The following is a 15,835-nucleotide window of genomic DNA, read 5'->3' as shown; positions in this document are numbered from 1 at the left end:
AATCACCGTCATTCCCGCGAAAGCGGGAATGACGGCCTACAAAAAGTCGGGCCCTCATATGCACCGATTATCAACGACGCACGAACCCGCCGCCGATACCATTCTGGTTTGAGCGATCCTCTTCCAACTCCACACCTTCCAACCCCTGCGACAAGGTGTGCGCATCGCCACCTTGCGACAGCTTGATGCGCAGGCGTACTTCGTTGGAGCTGTCGGCGTGGCGCAGCGCATCTTCGTAGCTGATTTCGCCAGCCTGGTAGAGCTGCACCAGACTCTGGTCGAAGGTCATCATGCCGAGGTTGGTGGATTCCTTCATCACTTCCTTGAGCTTGTGGACCTCGCCCTGGCGGATGTAGTCCTGCACCAGCGGCGTGCCCAGCATCACTTCCATGGCTACGCGGCGGGCCTTGCCGTCGGGTGTTGGGATCAACTGCTGCGCCACGATGCCCTTGAGGTTCAACGACAAGTCCATGAACAACTGCTGGCGACGGTCTTCCGCGAAGAAATGCAGGATGCGGTCGATAGCCTGGTTGGCGTTGTTGGCGTGCAGGGTACACAGGCACAGATGGCCGGTTTCAGCGAAGTTGATGGCGTACTCCATCGTTTCGCGCGTACGCACTTCGCCGATCATGATCACGTCGGGTGCCTGGCGCAGCGTGTTCTTCAGCGCGTTTTCCCAGCTATCGGTATCGATACCCAGTTCGCGCTGCGTGACAATGCAGCCTTCGTGCTTGTGTACGTATTCGATCGGGTCTTCGATGGTGATGATGTGACCGCTCGAATTCTGGTTGCGGTAGCCGATCATCGACGCCAGCGAGGTGGATTTACCGGTACCGGTCGCACCGACGAAGATGATGATGCCGCGCTTGGTCATCGCCAGTTGCTTGATGACCGGCGGCAGGCCCAGTTCTTCGATGGACGGAATCTTCGATTCGATCCGGCGCAGCACCATGCCCACGCAGTTGCGCTGGTAGAAGCAGGACACACGGAAACGGCCCACGCCCTGCGCGGAGATCGCGAACTGGCACTCGTGGGTTTTTTCGAATTCCTCGCGCTGTCCCGGCGTCATCACGTTGATCACCATGTCGCGCGATTGCTGCGGCGACAGCGGGCTTTGCGTGATGGGCACAATGCGGCCCTGCACCTTCATCGATGGCGCCACACCGGCCGTGATGAATAGGTCCGAAGCCTTCTTGTGGACCATCAGCTTCAGGAATGAGGTGAAATCGAATTCGCTCATGGCCTTCTCCCTTCGGGAGGGGAATCGTGGATCGGGAATGGGAAATCGTTGAAAAAGCCGCGCTTCCGGTTCCCAGCGCTTGCTGCGGAATGAGTCATGGCTAACAGGAATCCGCTCTTGCGGTTCCCTGTTCTCCACGCCTCATTCCCGGCTCTACTTAAACACTTCCTTGTTCTTCGCATACCCGAGCGCCTGCTGGCGCGCGATCACGCCGCGCTTCACCAGGTCGAGCAGGTTCTGATCCAGCGTCTGCATGCCGTATTGCTGGCCGGTCTGGATCGAGGAATACATCTGCGCCACCTTGTCCTCGCGGATCAGGTTGCGGATGGCGGGGATGCCGACCATGATCTCGTGCGCCGCCATGCGGCCGCCGCCGACTTTCTTCAGCAGCGTCTGCGAGATCACCGCGCGCAGCGATTCGGACAGCATCGAGCGCACCATCGGTTTTTCGCCGGCCGGGAACACGTCGATGATGCGGTCGATGGTCTTGGCCGCCGAGCTGGTGTGCAGGGTGCCGAATACCAAGTGTCCGGTTTCCGCAGCGGTAAGCGCCAGGCGGATGGTTTCAAGGTCGCGCAACTCGCCGACGAGGATGAAGTCCGGATCTTCGCGCAGCGCCGAACGCAGTGCCTCGTTGAAGCCATGCGTATCGCGATGCACTTCGCGCTGGTTGACCAGGCATTTCTGCGAGGTGTGCACGAATTCGATCGGATCCTCGATGGTGAGGAGATGGCCGTATTCGTTCTTGTTGATGTGATCCACCATCGCCGCCAACGTGGTGGACTTGCCCGAACCGGTCGGACCGGTTACCAGGATCAGGCCCTGCGGCTGCTCGATGAGCTCGCGGAAGATCTTCGGGCAGCCCAAGTCGTCCAGGGTAAGCACTTCGGACGGAATGGTACGGAACACCGCACCCGCGCCGCGGTTCTGGTTGAACGCGTTGACGCGGAAACGGGCAAGGCCGGGAATCTCGAAGGAGAAGTCGGTCTCGTAGAATTCTTCATAGTCGCGTCGCTGCTTGTCCGACATGATGTCGTAGATCAGCGAGTGCACCTGTTTGTGTTCCAGGGCGGGAATGTTGATGCGGCGAACGTCGCCATCCACGCGAATCATCGGCGGCAGGCCCGCCGACAGGTGCAAGTCGGACGCCTTGTTCTTCACCGAGAAGGCAAGCAGTTCGGCGATGTCCATCGGGTGTTTCCCCTCAACCGATCGTCAATGATGAAAACTCAGCCACAAACAGGACGACGGTAGGTCACCTTGGACGGACGCGCGGGCACGGGCATGTCTGCCTCGCCGCTCCCCCTATCCCTTGCAGCCGGCTCGATACTACTCGGGGCGATGGTGGAACAGCCAGTCTTTCAATCACCTAAATGCGGGCGTGAGCACAGAAACGACGTGGATCCATGGGAGTAGAAGATCCATACACTTCCTCACCGTCGTCCCGACGCAGGCCGGGACCCAGTGACTTTCCCTGCGTCAAAGACGCCGTATCCCGGCCTGCACCGGTACGACGGCAAGATTTTTGACACCATCAAAACACCCCATCGGGCAGCTCTTAGGGGAGCCTCGGCAGGGTTCTTCATAACACCCACCTCCGGTAAGGTAGGTGATCTGGAACTGGCCGGATTTGGGCAACATGACACGTATTGCATTCATCGGCGGCGGCAACATGGCGCGCAGCCTGATCGGCGGCCTGCTGAAGACCGGCGCGGCCCCTGCCAACCTGCGCGTAGCCGAACCGTCGGCGCAGACGCGCGAATCGCTCGGGCGCGACTTTGGCGTCGCCACGTTCGCCGACAACCGTCAGGCCGCGGCGGATGCCGATGTCCTGGTGCTGGCCGTGAAGCCACAGATCATGCCGGCGATCCACGCCGAACTGCGCGACACCCTGCTGCGTAATCGTCCACTATTGATCTCGATCGCCGCAGGCGTACGCATCGACCAGCTCGAACGCTGGTTTGGCAACCTGTTGCCGATCGTACGCTGCATGCCCAACACCCCTGCCCTGATCGGCGCGGGCGCGACTGGCTTGTGTGCGAATCTGCGCGTGACGCCGCAACAGCGCGAGCAGGCGCAACACATCCTGGATGCGGTGGGTATCACTCGCTGGATCCATGATGAAAAGGCGATGGATACGGTCACCGCCATCTCCGGCTCCGGTCCGGCGTACTTCTTCGCCATCGTGGAAGCACTGGAAGATGCGGCTGTCGCGCAAGGGATGCCGCGCGAAACCGCACGCATCCTGGCCGCCCAGACCTGCCTGGGCGCGGGGCGCATGATGGTCGAAAGCAACGAAGCGCCCGCCACCTTGCGCCAGCGCGTCACCTCTCCGAACGGCACCACCCAGGCCGCACTGGAAAGCTTCAGCGCCGATCAGCTGCCGCGCGTGGTCGCACGCGCCGTGGCCGCCGCCACGCGCCGTGGCGAAGAGCTGGCCGCCATGTTGGACAAAGCATAATTTTAAGGACGCCCGGATGTCTTACCTGCTCAACGCTTTATCTATGCTGATCCAAGTGGCCTTTGCCATGATCGCCACCTTGTTCCTGGTGCGCGTGGCGGCCGAAGCGACACGCGCCGATTTCCATAACCCGCTCAGCCAGTTCATCTACCGCTACACCAATCCGGTGCTGAGGCCCATCCGTCGGGTGTTGCCGAACTGGCGGCGCATCAATCTGGCGGCGTTGCTGATGGTGTGGCTGACATTGCTGATCGAGCGTCTGCTGATCTTCGGCCTGGGCGGCTTCATGCCGCTGCTACCGGGTCTGCTGGTGTTGTCGCTCGCGGACCTGCTCGATTTCGTGCTGCTGTTCTACATCATCGTGATCTTTGGCTGGTCGCTGCTCACCATGCTCTCGGCCGATCCGTATCAGCCCATCATCCGGCTTGCCGGCGCCATCATCGAGCCAGTGCTGCGCCCGCTGCGCGGCAGGATGGTGGTGGGTAGCATCGACTTCTCGCCGACAGTGGTGGTCATCGTGCTGCTGCTGGCGCGCATCCTGATGGCCGCGCCGCTGTTCGATCTGGGTTCACGGCTCGCGCAAGGTGGTTGATACTGCGGCCTGCACTGCCGCTGGCTTTATGGTGCTGCGCGGTGAAGTGCTTCCCGGCCCGAGGCATTTCCGTATTTTTGGCTCTTTGATTCCAGCAAAGCCAGGAAACTACCCGAGCTAGCTACAACTTCTTAGACCACCGAGTCGTCATTCCGGCGAAGGCCGGAATGACGACTCGGCGATCAGTTTATTTCAAGGAAGATTCAAGCTCTGCGAACGTCATTGAGATCATAAAAAAAACTGGAAAAATCCTAGACCCAAGCCCTCCTCTGAAGACGCATGGACAGGCTTATGTCCGCCGTGATGACCAGTTGGCAATCACCGCATGAATGGCGTCGAGGCCGTCGAACAAAGCGGCCGGTCCAGGTTGAAGAATGATCGGTGACTTGATCTCGTGCACATCACCGTTGCGCACAGCGGGAATGACGTCCCAGCCGGGACGCGCCGCAACTTTCTCCGGGCGAAAACGCTTGCCGCACCATGAGCCGAGGATGATATCCGGCGCACGCTCGACCACTTCGGAGCCGTCGGCAAGGATGCGGTATTTGGCCAGCGATTCGCGCGAGTGCTCGGGAAACACATCATCGCCACCGGCTACACCGATCAGCTCCGCCACCCAGCGGATGCCGGTGATGATGGGTTCATCCCATTCCTCGAAGTAGACCTTCGGTCGCCGCGGCCATTGCGCGGCGGCGGCACGCACTTTTTCAAGATGCGCTTCCGCGCGCTGTGCGTACTGCTCGGCTTTCTCATGGGCGCCAACCATCGCGCCGAGCCGGCGGATGTAGGCAAGAATGCCTTCCACGCTGCGGTGATTGCTGATCCACACTTCGATGCCGGCATGGATCAATTCACGTGCGATATCGGCCTGGATATCGGAAAAACCGATCACCAGATCCGGCTTCAACGCGAGGATTTCATCCAGCTTGGCGCTGGTGAATGCCGAGACCTTCGGCTTTTCCCTGCGCGCACGCGGCGGGCGCACGGTAAAGCCGGAAATGCCGACGATGCGATCTTCCTCGCCCAGCGCGTAGAGCACTTCGGTGGGTTCTTCGGTAAGACAGACGATGCGGTGGGGAAAAGGGTCGTTGGTTTTCATCATCAATTAGCTAAATGAACGCGGGAGTCCCCAACGTCGCCGCGGCGCAGGCCAGGATGACCAGCAACGTCAAGGCCGCCCAAGCATCTCAATGCCCAAACACCGTCACAGTCACCTTGCGCTGATGCGGATCCACGCGATGCTCCCACAGATAGATCCCCTGCCAGGTTCCGAGCTGCGGCTTGCCGCCATGCACGGGGATCGTCAGGCTCACGCCGGTGAGGATGGCGCGCACGTGGGCCGGCATGTCGTCCGGACCTTCGGCATCGTGCTGGAAGATCGCGTCGCCATCAGGCACGGCGCGCGCAAACCAGCGCTCAAGATCGGTGCGCGCAGCGGGATCGGCATTTTCGCTAATCAGCAGCGAGCAACTGGTGTGTGCGGTAAAGATGTTGGCGATACCGGTATGTACGCCGCTGGCTGTGATCAGTTCGGCCACCTTGCTGGTAATCTCGCTGAAGCCGCGGCCACGGGTGTGCACCGTGAAGCCGTTTTGCGCGATGTGTTCCGCAGGAGTCGCTCGGCTCATCGCAGGTCGCCTCAGGGATACAAGAGTCTGCTGGTCCAGGTCTGGCCATGGCGATCCCAGCGCACGCGTTCATGCAGCCGGAAATTGGCGCCGTACCAGAATTCGATCATGTCCGGCTCGACCAGGTAGCCGCCCCAATGCGGCGGACGTGGCACGTCGCGATCGGCAAACTGCTGTTCGTAATGCGCCACGCGTTGCTCAAACGTCTCGCGTGCCGGCAGCGTCTGCGATTGCAGCGAAGCCCAGGCGCCGATCTGACTGCCGCGCGGACGGCTGGCGAAGTAGGCATCCGACTCCTCCCCCGGCAACTTGCGCGCTAAGCCTTCGATCCGCACCTGCACGCCTTCGCGCAAGCGCTTCCAATGGAAGCACAGGGCCACTTGGGCGTGCGCGTCCAGTTGCACGCCCTTATCGCTCTGGTAGTTGCTAAAGAAGCGGAAGCCGCGCTGATCCGCGCCCTTGAGCAGGACGATGCGCGCGCTGACCCGCCCGGCCGCGTCGACACTGGACAGGCTCATGGCAGTCGGCTCAGGATCGCCGCTGGCCACCGCCTGATCCAGCAGTGTATGGAAAGTGTCAAGAATCTCGGGTTTCAGCATAGGGACTTGAATCGTGGCGCACGCACGTCATCATGACGCGATGAAGGAGGATGCTAGCACGCAGAATCAGGCCCTCGCCGGGCACCTGCTGGATCACTACGCCGGCCGCATCGCGCGGACGCACCGGCCGTACGTGCTTGGCCTGTCCGGGCTGCAGGGCAGCGGCAAGAGCACCCTCGCCCGGGTGATCAAGACCCTGGCCGAACATCGTGGCTGGCCCACCGAAGTCCTGTCGCTGGACGATTTCTACTACTCACGCAGCGAACGCGAAGCACTGGCGCATCAAGTCCATCCGCTGCTGCGCACGCGCGGAGTGCCAGGCACCCACGAAATCGAACTGCTGCTCTCCGTGCTTGCCGCGCTGCCGCACGCCTCCGACAAATTGCCAGTCACCTGGCCCCGCTTCGACAAGGGTCGCGATACCCGCACGCCGCCTTCACGCTGGCCACGCGTCATACGCCCACCCCGGCTGGTGATCGTGGAAGGCTGGGCGCTGGGCCTGCGCCCCCAGTTGGACAGCACCCTGGACGATCCCGTCAACGAGCTGGAACGTACCGAGGACCCGGACGGCCGCTGGCGCCACTGGGTCAACAAGCAACTGCGCGCGTATCAGCCGCTGTGGCGTAAGCTCGATGCACTGGTGGTGTTGCAGGCGCCGAACTGGGAAGTGGTGCGCAATTGGCGCAGCGAAACGGAAAAGGAGTTGCTGGCCCGTGGTGCGCCATTGGCCATGGACGCCGAATCCATGAAGCGCTTTCTTGCGCATTTCGAACGGCTCAGCCGTCACGCCCTGGCGACCTTGCCGGTGCTCGCCGATACCTGTGTCGAATATGACACCGAACATCACGTGACTGGCCTCAACCACAGCTGATCGGACCGGTATGCCTACCGTTCCACATTCACGAAAGGCCGCGCAATTTTAGGATTAGAACTATTGGTCGCTTTGTGCGGCGCACCCATAATTCTTCCATCGCATTCCAGTCTGTGAATGCCTACGTCACTTTCATTTGATTCACTCACACTCCACATCTATCAACCTGAGCATGGGTTTAGTTCCTGCACGCGTGCTGTGCCGTATGAATCAGCCTTAATCCATGCGCTGCGACGCCGATGCGTGATGAATGCATCACTCGATTCGCAGCCACCATCACGTACGGCACGCGCCACACAACATCGCTCAACGCGCGCCCCATCGTGGCTGCATGTCATGGAAGACATCCTCCCTACCACGTAACGTCGTGCCGATGAACCTGCCTCAAGACAACCATGACTTCGATCCGCGCCATATTTATGGCTATCCGCTTCGCGTCGCGATCGCCGATGATCATCCATTGCTGCTCGCGGGGCTCACGCATGAACTCGAAAAGCATCCTGGCGTCACCATCGCCGGTTCCGCGCAGAATTCGACAGAATTGGTGGAATTGCTGAATCGCCAGCCCGTCGACGTGGTGATTTCCGATTACGCCATGCCGGGCGGCACGCACGGTGACGGCATCGCCTTGTTTGGCTATCTCAAACGGCGCTTCCCCAAGACGCACCTGATCGCCGTGACGATGATGAGCAATCCCGGCGTCATCCGTTCGCTGGTCGCGCAAGGCGTCGATTGCATCCTCAGCAAATCGGACTCCTTGACCTATGTCGCTGGCGCCCTCTATGCGGGCTTGTCCGGCAAACGCTTCTTTTCGCCCTCGATCGAAGCCATCGTGAAAATGCACGGTGCCGGCAACACCCCGCCTGATGCCATCACCAAAAACCTCACCGTACGAGAGTTGGAAGTGGTGCGTCTGTTCGTATCAGGGCTGACAGTCAGTGAAATCGCCGAGCGCCTTCATCGCAGCAAGCAGACGATCAGCACCCAGAAGATGAGTGCGATGCGCCGGCTGGGCATTCGCCGCGATGCTGATCTCATCAAGTACGGCATCGATTCGGACCTTACCCTGCAAGCGAATATCGGATCGAACAACTTGCCGCGACACTCCCTGCAGGCCGGCGAAACACCCTGACGGTATCGGCTGGCGCGCTTTAAAACAGGTCAGCGCAACAATGCCGCATAACCATCACGCGCATCCGGCCAACGCACACGAAAACCACTTTCGCGCAAGCGCGCATTGCTGAGGCGTTTGCTGCCTACACCAAACGGCGCAGCACCCTCAGGCGCCGCCGGCGCGCCGATCATAGCCGCAATGCTGTCGTACAAGGTGTGTTGCGGAAGCGGCGTGTCATCCGTGCCGATGTACACACGATGAGGATCGGAAAGCGCCAGCACATGCACAATGGCTGCAGCGGCGTCGTCGATATGGATGCGGTTGGCCCAATGCGGAGGTTGGCGCGGTGCGCGGACCTCTCCCGCACGTATCCGGTCCACCAGTTGCATGCGTCCCGGACCATACAATCCGGCAAGACGCATCACGATGGAGCGTACCGGCTGGCTGCTCAGCCATTGCTCCGCCTCCAGCAACACGTTGCCATTGAACCCCTGGGGTGCCGGCGGCGTGTCTTCATCCACCCATGCGCCATCGTGTTCGCCATAGACCGCGCTGGATGAAACGAACAGGACGCGCTGCAATGCGCTTGCATCGAGCGCATGCACGACGTAGCGCAAACCTTCGACGAAAACGGCCCGGTACAGCGACTCCTCGCGGCCACCCGGCGCGGGCAGATAGATCAGGTGGTCGATGCCATCGGGCAGATGCGAAAGGGTTTCCGGCCGAGTCAAGTCAGCTTGCAACCAGCGAATGGTGTCATCGTGATCGATCGGTGGGCGGCGGCGCAGCGCAAAAACCTCGTTACCATCCGCTGCGAGCAGGCGGCCAATACGCTGCCCCAGATCTCCGCATCCCGCCAGCAATATCCGTCCAGCCATCTATTCACCCTCGGGAATGCGCCCGCCCATTCTAAGTGTTGGGCGTCACGCACCATAAGCGCTGCCTGAAACCCCGCCTTCCATACTAAAATCAGTGCATGAATCCTTCGAGCAACCTGTTCCTGATCGGCCCGACGGGCGCCGGCAAGACATCGATCGGCCGCCAGCTGGCGGCGCGCTACCAACTGCCGTTTCTCGATCTGGACCAGGAAATCGAGCGCCAGACTGGTGTTCCGATCAGCACCGTCTTCGAGATCGAGGGTGAGGCGGGCTTCCGTCAGCGCGAACACGCCATGCTGGACATGTGCAGCCAGCGCCGCGGCATCCTGCTCGCCAGCGGCGCGGGCGCGGTGCTCGATCCGGTCAGCCGCCATCATCTGATGGAACGTGGCTATGTGGTCTGGCTACAAGCCAGTGTGCCACTGCAGTTGCAGCGCCTGGTACACGACACCACGCGGCCCTTGCTCGCCGATGCCAACCGGCAGCAGAAACTGGAAGCGATGGCCGCCACACGCACGGCACTCTACGAGGAGATCGCCGATCTAGTGATTCCGCATGGCGGTGAGCACGAAGGTCTGGCTGCCGCCACCGAGCGCTGTCTGGCACTCATCGAACAACACTGGAATCGGCCATGAGCACCGTTACATCCGAAACCATCGACGTCACACTCGGTGAACGCAGCTATCCAGTATGGATCGGTCGCGGCCTGCTTGATGATCACATTCGCTGGCGCGGTGCCCTGCGCGGACGGCATGTGCTGGTGATCAGCAATCACACTGTCGCTCCGCTTTACCTGGAACGTCTTTCACGCGGGCTCGATGGCCTGAAGTGGTCGTCGTTCTTGCTCGATGATGGTGAAGCGCACAAAACGTTTGCCAACGTTGGCCTGGCGCTTGATGCGCTGGCCACGCTCGGTGCGACGCGCGATGCCTGCGTGATCGCACTTGGCGGCGGTGTGGTCGGCGATTTGGCCGGCTTCACGGCAGCATGCTGGATGCGTGGCATCGATTTTATCCAGATGCCCACCACCCTTCTTTCGATGGTGGATTCTTCCGTCGGTGGCAAGACCGGCGTGAATCTTCCTGCGGGCAAGAACCTGGTCGGTGCGTTCCACCAGCCGCGCGCCGTCATTGCCGATATTGGCACTCTGGATAGTTTGCCGGAGCGTGAATATCGCGCGGGCCTGGCCGAAGTCATCAAGGGTGCAGCGATTGGCGATGCACCTTTCTTCGCCTGGCTGGAAGCACATGCCGATGCGCTGAGGCGGCGTGACGAAACAACGCTCGTGCAAGCCATCGCCACCAAAGTGCGCTACAAGGCCGGCGTCGTCGCACGCGATGAAACCGAACAAGGCGAGCGCGCCTTGCTCAATCTCGGTCATACCTTTGGACACGCGCTGGAAACAGCAGGCCACTACACCACCCTGCTGCATGGTGAAGGTGTTGCCGTCGGCATGCTGCTCGCAGCGAGACTGTCCGAACGATTGGGCATGAGCACTCCGGCCGACACCACGCGCCTTGAGCAGTTGCTGCAATCGGTCAACCTGCCGACCCGCGTTCCATCCGGATTCGATCCCGATCAACTGCTGGCGCTGATGCGACTGGACAAGAAAAACACCGCTGGCACGCTGAGGTTGATCCTGTGGCGCGGCATCGGTCATGCGGAGATCGTTTCAGGCGTGAATGAAAACGACGTACTCGCTGTGCTGCGCGATGCCACGAAGTGAACCAGGTTCGTTCAGACACATCACGATACGTCTCATCGCGTCGAAACGAAAAGACAACGCGAATAAAACACTGACACGCTTACGTCACGTGCATGCAAGAAAACGCGTCATGCACACGCGTTAACTGTTTCCAAGCCTATCGTTGACATTCCTTTGAATGCCACTTGGCAGATACTTCAGCAGGAACAGGGCTGCATGATGATCTGCGAGCCGCATCACACTTCAAGCGAGGTGACTGCGGTTTCACTCATCGTCAGCATCGGCAAACACTGAAAGTCATTTCCTGATCGCCGAGTCAGGACTGTTCGAGTTCCAAGCGTTCACCAGCTTCCTTGTAAGGAAAGGCTGGATCCCGTGCGATGTGTGCGACAAGAAAAAAGCGCCCATCGCGCCCGGCTTTTTCCTGACAACGGAAATCCAGGGATCTGTACCCAGTGTCGGAGGGGCCGCTTTTGAACACATCCACACTTCCCGTTGCCGATCACCTACGGCAACCGATCGCGCTATCCATTCCACGTTTCGAGATAGCGTGGCCATCGGCCTGCGCAGGCGACGTGGAACAACTCGAGCGCGGCATGATCAGCTGGGCCGAAACGCACGGCCTGTTTCTTGGTGAGGACCATCGCCGCCGCGTACTTCGCACCCGTTATGCGTGGCTGGCAGCACGTTGTTACCCGCGCGCAGAACGTCATCTGCTGCAAACCATTGCCAATTACTTCGTGTGGTATTTCCTGGTCGACGACATGTTCGTGGATCGCGTGGACATCACCTCGCCACGCACGCTGCCGCAATTGACCGCCATGCTCGACGTGCTCGACTTCAATCGCCTCGGCGCAGAGCCCATATACGGAGAAGCTGCTTGGCTGGATATCTGTCAGCATCTGCGGCAGCTGTTGCCCGCAGAGCATTTCCAACGCTATGCCAACGGTATGCGGCTATGGGCCAGTACCGCGGGCTTGCAGATCCTTAATCATCTGAACGAACAGCCCGCCGGCCTGAGTGCCTACATGGCGATCCGGCGACACACCAGCGGCATGAATCCCTGCCTGGACCTGGCTGATTCGGCGAATGCAGGCCCGCTGCCCGCTGCCGAGTACTACCGATCCGATGTTCAGCAGTTGCGCCTGCACGCCAACAACATCGTGTGCTGGGCCAACGACGTGCAGAGCCTCGATATCGAAATGAAACAGCCGGGACAGTTCTGGAGCATGGTGGCTGTGGAAGCGCTGCGGCATGGTTCGCTGCAGAAAGGTGTGGACCACACCGCCGCCAGGGTACGGGCGGAAATCCATCAGTTCCTCAGTCTGGCGACCACTGTCGAGCAAGGTGCAGACCGCCTGCTACGCGGATTCATCACCGGCATGAAGGACTGGGTGAGCGGCTATTTCGATTGGGTGGCGCATGACACTCAGCGTTACGACGCCGCCTTCGCGGAGCAGGATGCCGACGACCGCCAGCTATTGCCTTCCAGCGCCAGCGCTGAACAGGAACGTCCATCCGCGGCGCCCGCCTGAATCGTTTCGCTCGCTAGCGGCGCGCGCGACCCCTAAAATGGCTTACCAGCGGCATGGTTGCCGCACCGCCATTCAGGACGCCATGCGCCTTTATCTGCAAACCATGCCTGCCTCGGCCGAACCGCCGCGCTATGTCCAGATCGTACTGGAGCAGGATCTGCTGGGTGGCTGGACGCTGTACCGCGAGTCCGGCACCCAAGGTGGCCGGGCAACCCTCAAGCGGGACCAATACCTGGAACGCGACGAAGCCATCGCCGCCTTCGAAAAAGTGCGTGATGCCCAGCTCAAGCGTGGCTTCCGCGTCATGTTTGCCCAGGGGCTCGATGGCCCCCATGGACGCCGATAAACAATGCTTACTCCCCTGAAGAATGACCGCTTGCTGCGCGCCCTGCGCCGTGAGCCCGTCGATACCACGCCCGTGTGGGTGATGCGCCAAGCCGGCCGCTACCTGCCCGAATACCGCGCCACCCGCGCCAAGGCTGGCAGCTTCATGGCACTGGCCCAGAATCCGGAACTGGCCTGCGAGGTAACGCTGCAGCCGCTGCGCCGCTTCGAATTGGACGCCGCGATCCTGTTCTCCGACATCCTCACCATTCCAGACGCGATGGGGCTGGGCCTGTCCTTTGCCCAAGGCGAAGGTCCGCAATTCGCCCGTCCGGTCCGCACCCGCGCCGATGTCGACAAACTCGGCGTGCCGGACATGGAAACCGAACTGCGCTATGTGATGGACGCGGTGCGCGTCATCCGCCGCGAACTCGATGGCAGCGTGCCGTTGATCGGCTTCTCCGGCAGCCCGTGGACGCTGGCCTGCTACATGGTGGAAGGCGAAGGCTCACGCGATTTCGCCACCGCTAAGGCGATGTGCTGGAACGAGCCCGCAGTCGCGCACAAGCTGCTCGATACCCTCGCACGCTCTGTCGCCGCCTATCTCAGCGCCCAAGCGGCTGCAGGCGCACAGGTGTTGATGGTGTTCGACACCTGGGGCGGCATGCTGAGCCCGGCTGCCTATCGCGAATTCTCGCTGCGCTACATGGCGCAAGTGGTCGATGCGCTGAAAGCGGATCCACGCGCGCGCGACCTGCCCGTGATTCTGTTTTCAAAAGGTGCCAACACACACCTGCAAGCCATGGCCGATACCGGCTGCGCGGCACTCGGCGTCGACTGGACCATCGACCTTGGCGACGCCCGCCAGACCGTGAACGGCAAAGTAGCCCTGCAGGGCAATCTGGATCCGGCGGTGCTGCGTGCCAGTCCAGAGGTGATTCGCCGGGAAGTGCGCAACGTGCTGGATAGCTACGGCAATCATCCCGGGCACGTTTTCAATCTGGGGCACGGTGTTACGCCGGAAGTCGATCCGGAGCATGTGAAGGTGTTGGTCGATGAGGTACATGCTTATGGGCGTGTGCTTCGCGGTGGATGAGGCAACCTTCCTCGCTGCAAGCCCAGATAGTTGCTGTTTCCGAAATATCAGATTTCTCCTCAGCGTCATTCCGGCGAAGGTCGGAATGACGCTGAGGCATTTATAGGCCTCTCGGAAACAGAAGCGCGCCGCCCTCCCCTGCCCACGCAGGAGAGGGAACAACTTCAAATCAGTGAAATGAAACCGTCAACGTCGAAGGCACCGCCGTCGATCCACTGAACGTGACATCACTATTCAACGGCGTCACCCCTGCATAGCGCAGATCATCCGTGCCGATGACGAGCGCCAGCTGATCGCCCTGGTTGACCTGCCAGTTGGTCGCTTCCAGATTGATGCTGATGGTCTGTGGCACGCCGACAGCGGCGTTGGTGATGGTGTATGGCTTCCAGGTCATCAACTGACCGATGCCCGACGAATTCAAGTCATAAAGGTAGGCAATCAGCGTCACCTGATTGGTCGTTGGCGTAACGGTAAGCTGCAGCGCAGGCATGCCCGTCAGGTTCTGCGTCTGCGCAACGGCTGGACCTACCCACACACCGGCGTTCCAGCGGTTGACCAGCGACAGCGCGACAGCCGGCGGCAGATCCAGATAACCGGTCAGCGCGCCGCTGACGAATGCGACGCCGGTGGTTGCAGCGGTCAGATAACCTCCGGTAATACCGTATTGCCAATTACCGCCCGAACCCGTGGAAAGATTTCCCGTGCATTGGTACAGCAGACCACAAGACACCGGCTTGGTGAGGTTGTACGTCACCGCGCCCTGCTGCACCGCGCTCCAGTTTGCGAACGTGCTCCATACGCCCGTCTGCGATTTCAGCTGCACCGGCTGTTGCGTGTTGATGCCGTTGTTGATGCCCTTCAGATAATGGTCGAACCATTCATTGACCGCGGTATAGATCTCGTTGGGAAGGCCGGCCGCGCCACTCAGCTCTGCCGTGGTGTGATCACCGTGGGAGAACATCATCATTTTCGGCACGGTAAGCTGGTTGTAGAAGTTGATCAGTTGGCTGGGTACAAACAGGCTGTCTTCGAAGGCGTTGGCCACGAAAACAGCCGGTCCGTTCGCATTGATGTTGGCAACGTGGGTAATCGGCGAGCGCCCTGGCGTGTTCGGATCGTTATCGACGGCTTGCACCGCGCCTGAGAAATTGTCCGCAAGCACGTCTTCGTTGACCTGTGTCATCAGCGTGCCCGGCTTGCCCAGATAGCTGGCGAACGACAACAAGCCAATCCCCTGCTGGCTTGGCGTCTGATTGGCATCGAGCGAGGCCAACAGATCCGCCCAAGTGCTCATCGACGCCACCGCCTTGATGCGCGAATCGTTCTCCGCGGCCAGCAGGCTGGTACCCGCACCATAGGAAATGCCGGAAACACCGATCTCGTTGGGATTGGATGGTGTGTTGTTCAGCGCCCAGGTGATCACCGTACTCACGTCGCCCACGGTCAACGGCCCGGCGATATCGATATAGCCGCATTGCGGATTCAAGCTGCACAACGTGCCGAAGCCGCGTGAGCTGTAGCTGATCACCACATAACCATCATTGGCCAGCACGTTGGCTTCGCCAACGTATTCAGAATCACCCTCGCCCCAACTGGATGGCATGACCACCAGCGGAAACGGACCACTGCCCTGCCCCGTGGGCACGGCGACATAAGCCTGGAGCTGATAACCATCCGGCGTGGGAATGGATGTAGATGTACCAGGAAGACTCTGTGCTGCCGCCGTGGTCGTGATGGCGGATGCCAGCAAGGTGAGCAAGGCTACTGTGTGTCGCATATCACCCTCCGCAGA

Annotated in this window: 16 protein-coding genes; 9 read left to right on the top strand and 7 right to left on the bottom strand. The window is 60.7% G+C overall.

Annotated elements, in window-relative coordinates; translation table 11 throughout:
* Positions 1 to 70: 70 nt before the first annotated feature.
* Together ISN74_RS03820 and ISN74_RS03815 are read right to left on the bottom strand one after the other, a co-directional pair.
* Entirely contained in the window at positions 71 to 1,240 is a 1,170-nt protein-coding gene (locus tag ISN74_RS03820) for a PilT/PilU family type 4a pilus ATPase (RefSeq protein WP_188797545.1), read from the bottom strand.
* A 153-nt stretch (positions 1,241 to 1,393) separates the two neighbouring features.
* A complete protein-coding gene (locus tag ISN74_RS03815) occupies positions 1,394 to 2,431 on the bottom strand; it encodes a type IV pilus twitching motility protein PilT (protein ID WP_188797543.1) in 1,038 nt (345 codons plus the stop codon).
* Positions 2,432 to 2,879: 448 nt separating this feature from the next.
* Here ISN74_RS03815 and proC point away from each other — a divergent pair, with 448 nt between their 5' ends.
* Positions 2,880 to 3,701, top strand: a complete 822-nt coding sequence (gene proC / locus ISN74_RS03810; RefSeq protein ID WP_188797541.1) for a pyrroline-5-carboxylate reductase — start codon at positions 2,880 to 2,882, stop codon at positions 3,699 to 3,701.
* Between the two features lie 16 nt (positions 3,702 to 3,717).
* Positions 3,718 to 4,293, top strand: a complete 576-nt coding sequence (locus ISN74_RS03805; protein WP_188797539.1) for a YggT family protein — start codon at positions 3,718 to 3,720, stop codon at positions 4,291 to 4,293.
* A 289-nt stretch (positions 4,294 to 4,582) separates the two neighbouring features.
* Here the strand turns inward: ISN74_RS03805 and ISN74_RS03800 are convergent, their stop codons facing one another.
* The 3 genes from ISN74_RS03800 to pdxH form a co-directional block, all read right to left on the bottom strand.
* Positions 4,583 to 5,392 (bottom strand): cobalamin-binding protein, encoded by an 810-nt coding sequence (locus ISN74_RS03800; protein ID WP_203546696.1) that lies wholly within the window; start codon positions 5,390 to 5,392, stop codon positions 4,583 to 4,585.
* Between the two features lie 88 nt (positions 5,393 to 5,480).
* The gene (locus tag ISN74_RS03795; protein ID WP_188797535.1) at positions 5,481 to 5,921 is read right to left on the bottom strand and encodes a secondary thiamine-phosphate synthase enzyme YjbQ; all 441 of its coding nucleotides are present in this window, start codon (positions 5,919 to 5,921) and stop codon (positions 5,481 to 5,483) included.
* 11 nt (positions 5,922 to 5,932) lie between these two features.
* The gene (gene pdxH / locus ISN74_RS03790) at positions 5,933 to 6,520 is read right to left on the bottom strand and encodes a pyridoxamine 5'-phosphate oxidase (RefSeq protein WP_188797533.1); all 588 of its coding nucleotides are present in this window, start codon (positions 6,518 to 6,520) and stop codon (positions 5,933 to 5,935) included.
* A 40-nt stretch (positions 6,521 to 6,560) separates the two neighbouring features.
* Here pdxH and ISN74_RS03785 point away from each other — a divergent pair, with 40 nt between their 5' ends.
* Together ISN74_RS03785 and ISN74_RS03780 are read left to right on the top strand one after the other, a co-directional pair.
* Positions 6,561 to 7,391: a kinase gene (locus tag ISN74_RS03785; RefSeq protein WP_188799495.1), complete on the top strand. Its 831-nt coding sequence runs from the start codon at positions 6,561 to 6,563 to the stop codon at positions 7,389 to 7,391.
* Positions 7,392 to 7,764: 373 nt separating this feature from the next.
* Positions 7,765 to 8,523, top strand: coding sequence for a response regulator (locus tag ISN74_RS03780; protein WP_188797532.1), 759 nt, complete (start codon positions 7,765 to 7,767; stop codon positions 8,521 to 8,523).
* 29 nt (positions 8,524 to 8,552) lie between these two features.
* On the opposite strand, the gene ISN74_RS03775 is transcribed toward ISN74_RS03780, so the two are convergent.
* Positions 8,553 to 9,383 carry an NAD-dependent epimerase/dehydratase family protein gene (locus tag ISN74_RS03775; RefSeq protein ID WP_188797531.1) on the bottom strand — a complete coding sequence of 277 codons (831 nt, stop codon included), beginning with the start codon at positions 9,381 to 9,383 and terminating at the stop codon, positions 8,553 to 8,555.
* A gap of 98 nt (positions 9,384 to 9,481) precedes the next feature.
* Here ISN74_RS03775 and ISN74_RS03770 point away from each other — a divergent pair, with 98 nt between their 5' ends.
* From ISN74_RS03770 to hemE, 5 genes are all read left to right on the top strand, one after another.
* A complete protein-coding gene (locus ISN74_RS03770) occupies positions 9,482 to 10,018 on the top strand; it encodes a shikimate kinase (RefSeq protein ID WP_188797530.1) in 537 nt (178 codons plus the stop codon).
* Positions 10,015 to 11,109, top strand: coding sequence for a 3-dehydroquinate synthase (gene aroB / locus ISN74_RS03765; RefSeq protein WP_188797529.1), 1,095 nt, complete (start codon positions 10,015 to 10,017; stop codon positions 11,107 to 11,109). The genes ISN74_RS03770 and aroB overlap by 4 nt, the downstream gene beginning before the upstream one ends.
* 452 nt (positions 11,110 to 11,561) lie before the next feature.
* Positions 11,562 to 12,623 carry a terpene synthase family protein gene (locus ISN74_RS03760; protein WP_188797528.1) on the top strand — a complete coding sequence of 354 codons (1,062 nt, stop codon included), beginning with the start codon at positions 11,562 to 11,564 and terminating at the stop codon, positions 12,621 to 12,623.
* Positions 12,624 to 12,705: 82 nt separating this feature from the next.
* Complete coding sequence (locus ISN74_RS03755; RefSeq protein WP_188799494.1) at positions 12,706 to 12,969, top strand: WGR domain-containing protein; 264 nt, start codon at positions 12,706 to 12,708, stop codon at positions 12,967 to 12,969.
* Between the two features lie 3 nt (positions 12,970 to 12,972).
* Positions 12,973 to 14,043, top strand: coding sequence for a uroporphyrinogen decarboxylase (hemE, locus tag ISN74_RS03750; protein WP_188797527.1), 1,071 nt, complete (start codon positions 12,973 to 12,975; stop codon positions 14,041 to 14,043).
* A gap of 169 nt (positions 14,044 to 14,212) precedes the next feature.
* Here hemE and ISN74_RS03745 read toward each other — a convergent pair whose 3' ends face one another.
* On the bottom strand, positions 14,213 to 15,820 hold the full coding sequence (locus tag ISN74_RS03745; RefSeq protein WP_188797525.1) for a CocE/NonD family hydrolase: 1,608 nt from the start codon (positions 15,818 to 15,820) through the stop codon (positions 14,213 to 14,215).
* Positions 15,821 to 15,835: the final 15 nt, after the last annotated feature.

It is taken from the genome of Dyella caseinilytica, assembly GCF_016865235.1.
GTDB classification, from domain to species: Bacteria; Pseudomonadota; Gammaproteobacteria; order Xanthomonadales; family Rhodanobacteraceae; genus Dyella_B; species Dyella_B caseinilytica.
The sequence above is the reverse complement of the archived record's forward strand: the minus strand, read 5'-3'. Positions and strand labels throughout refer to the sequence as shown.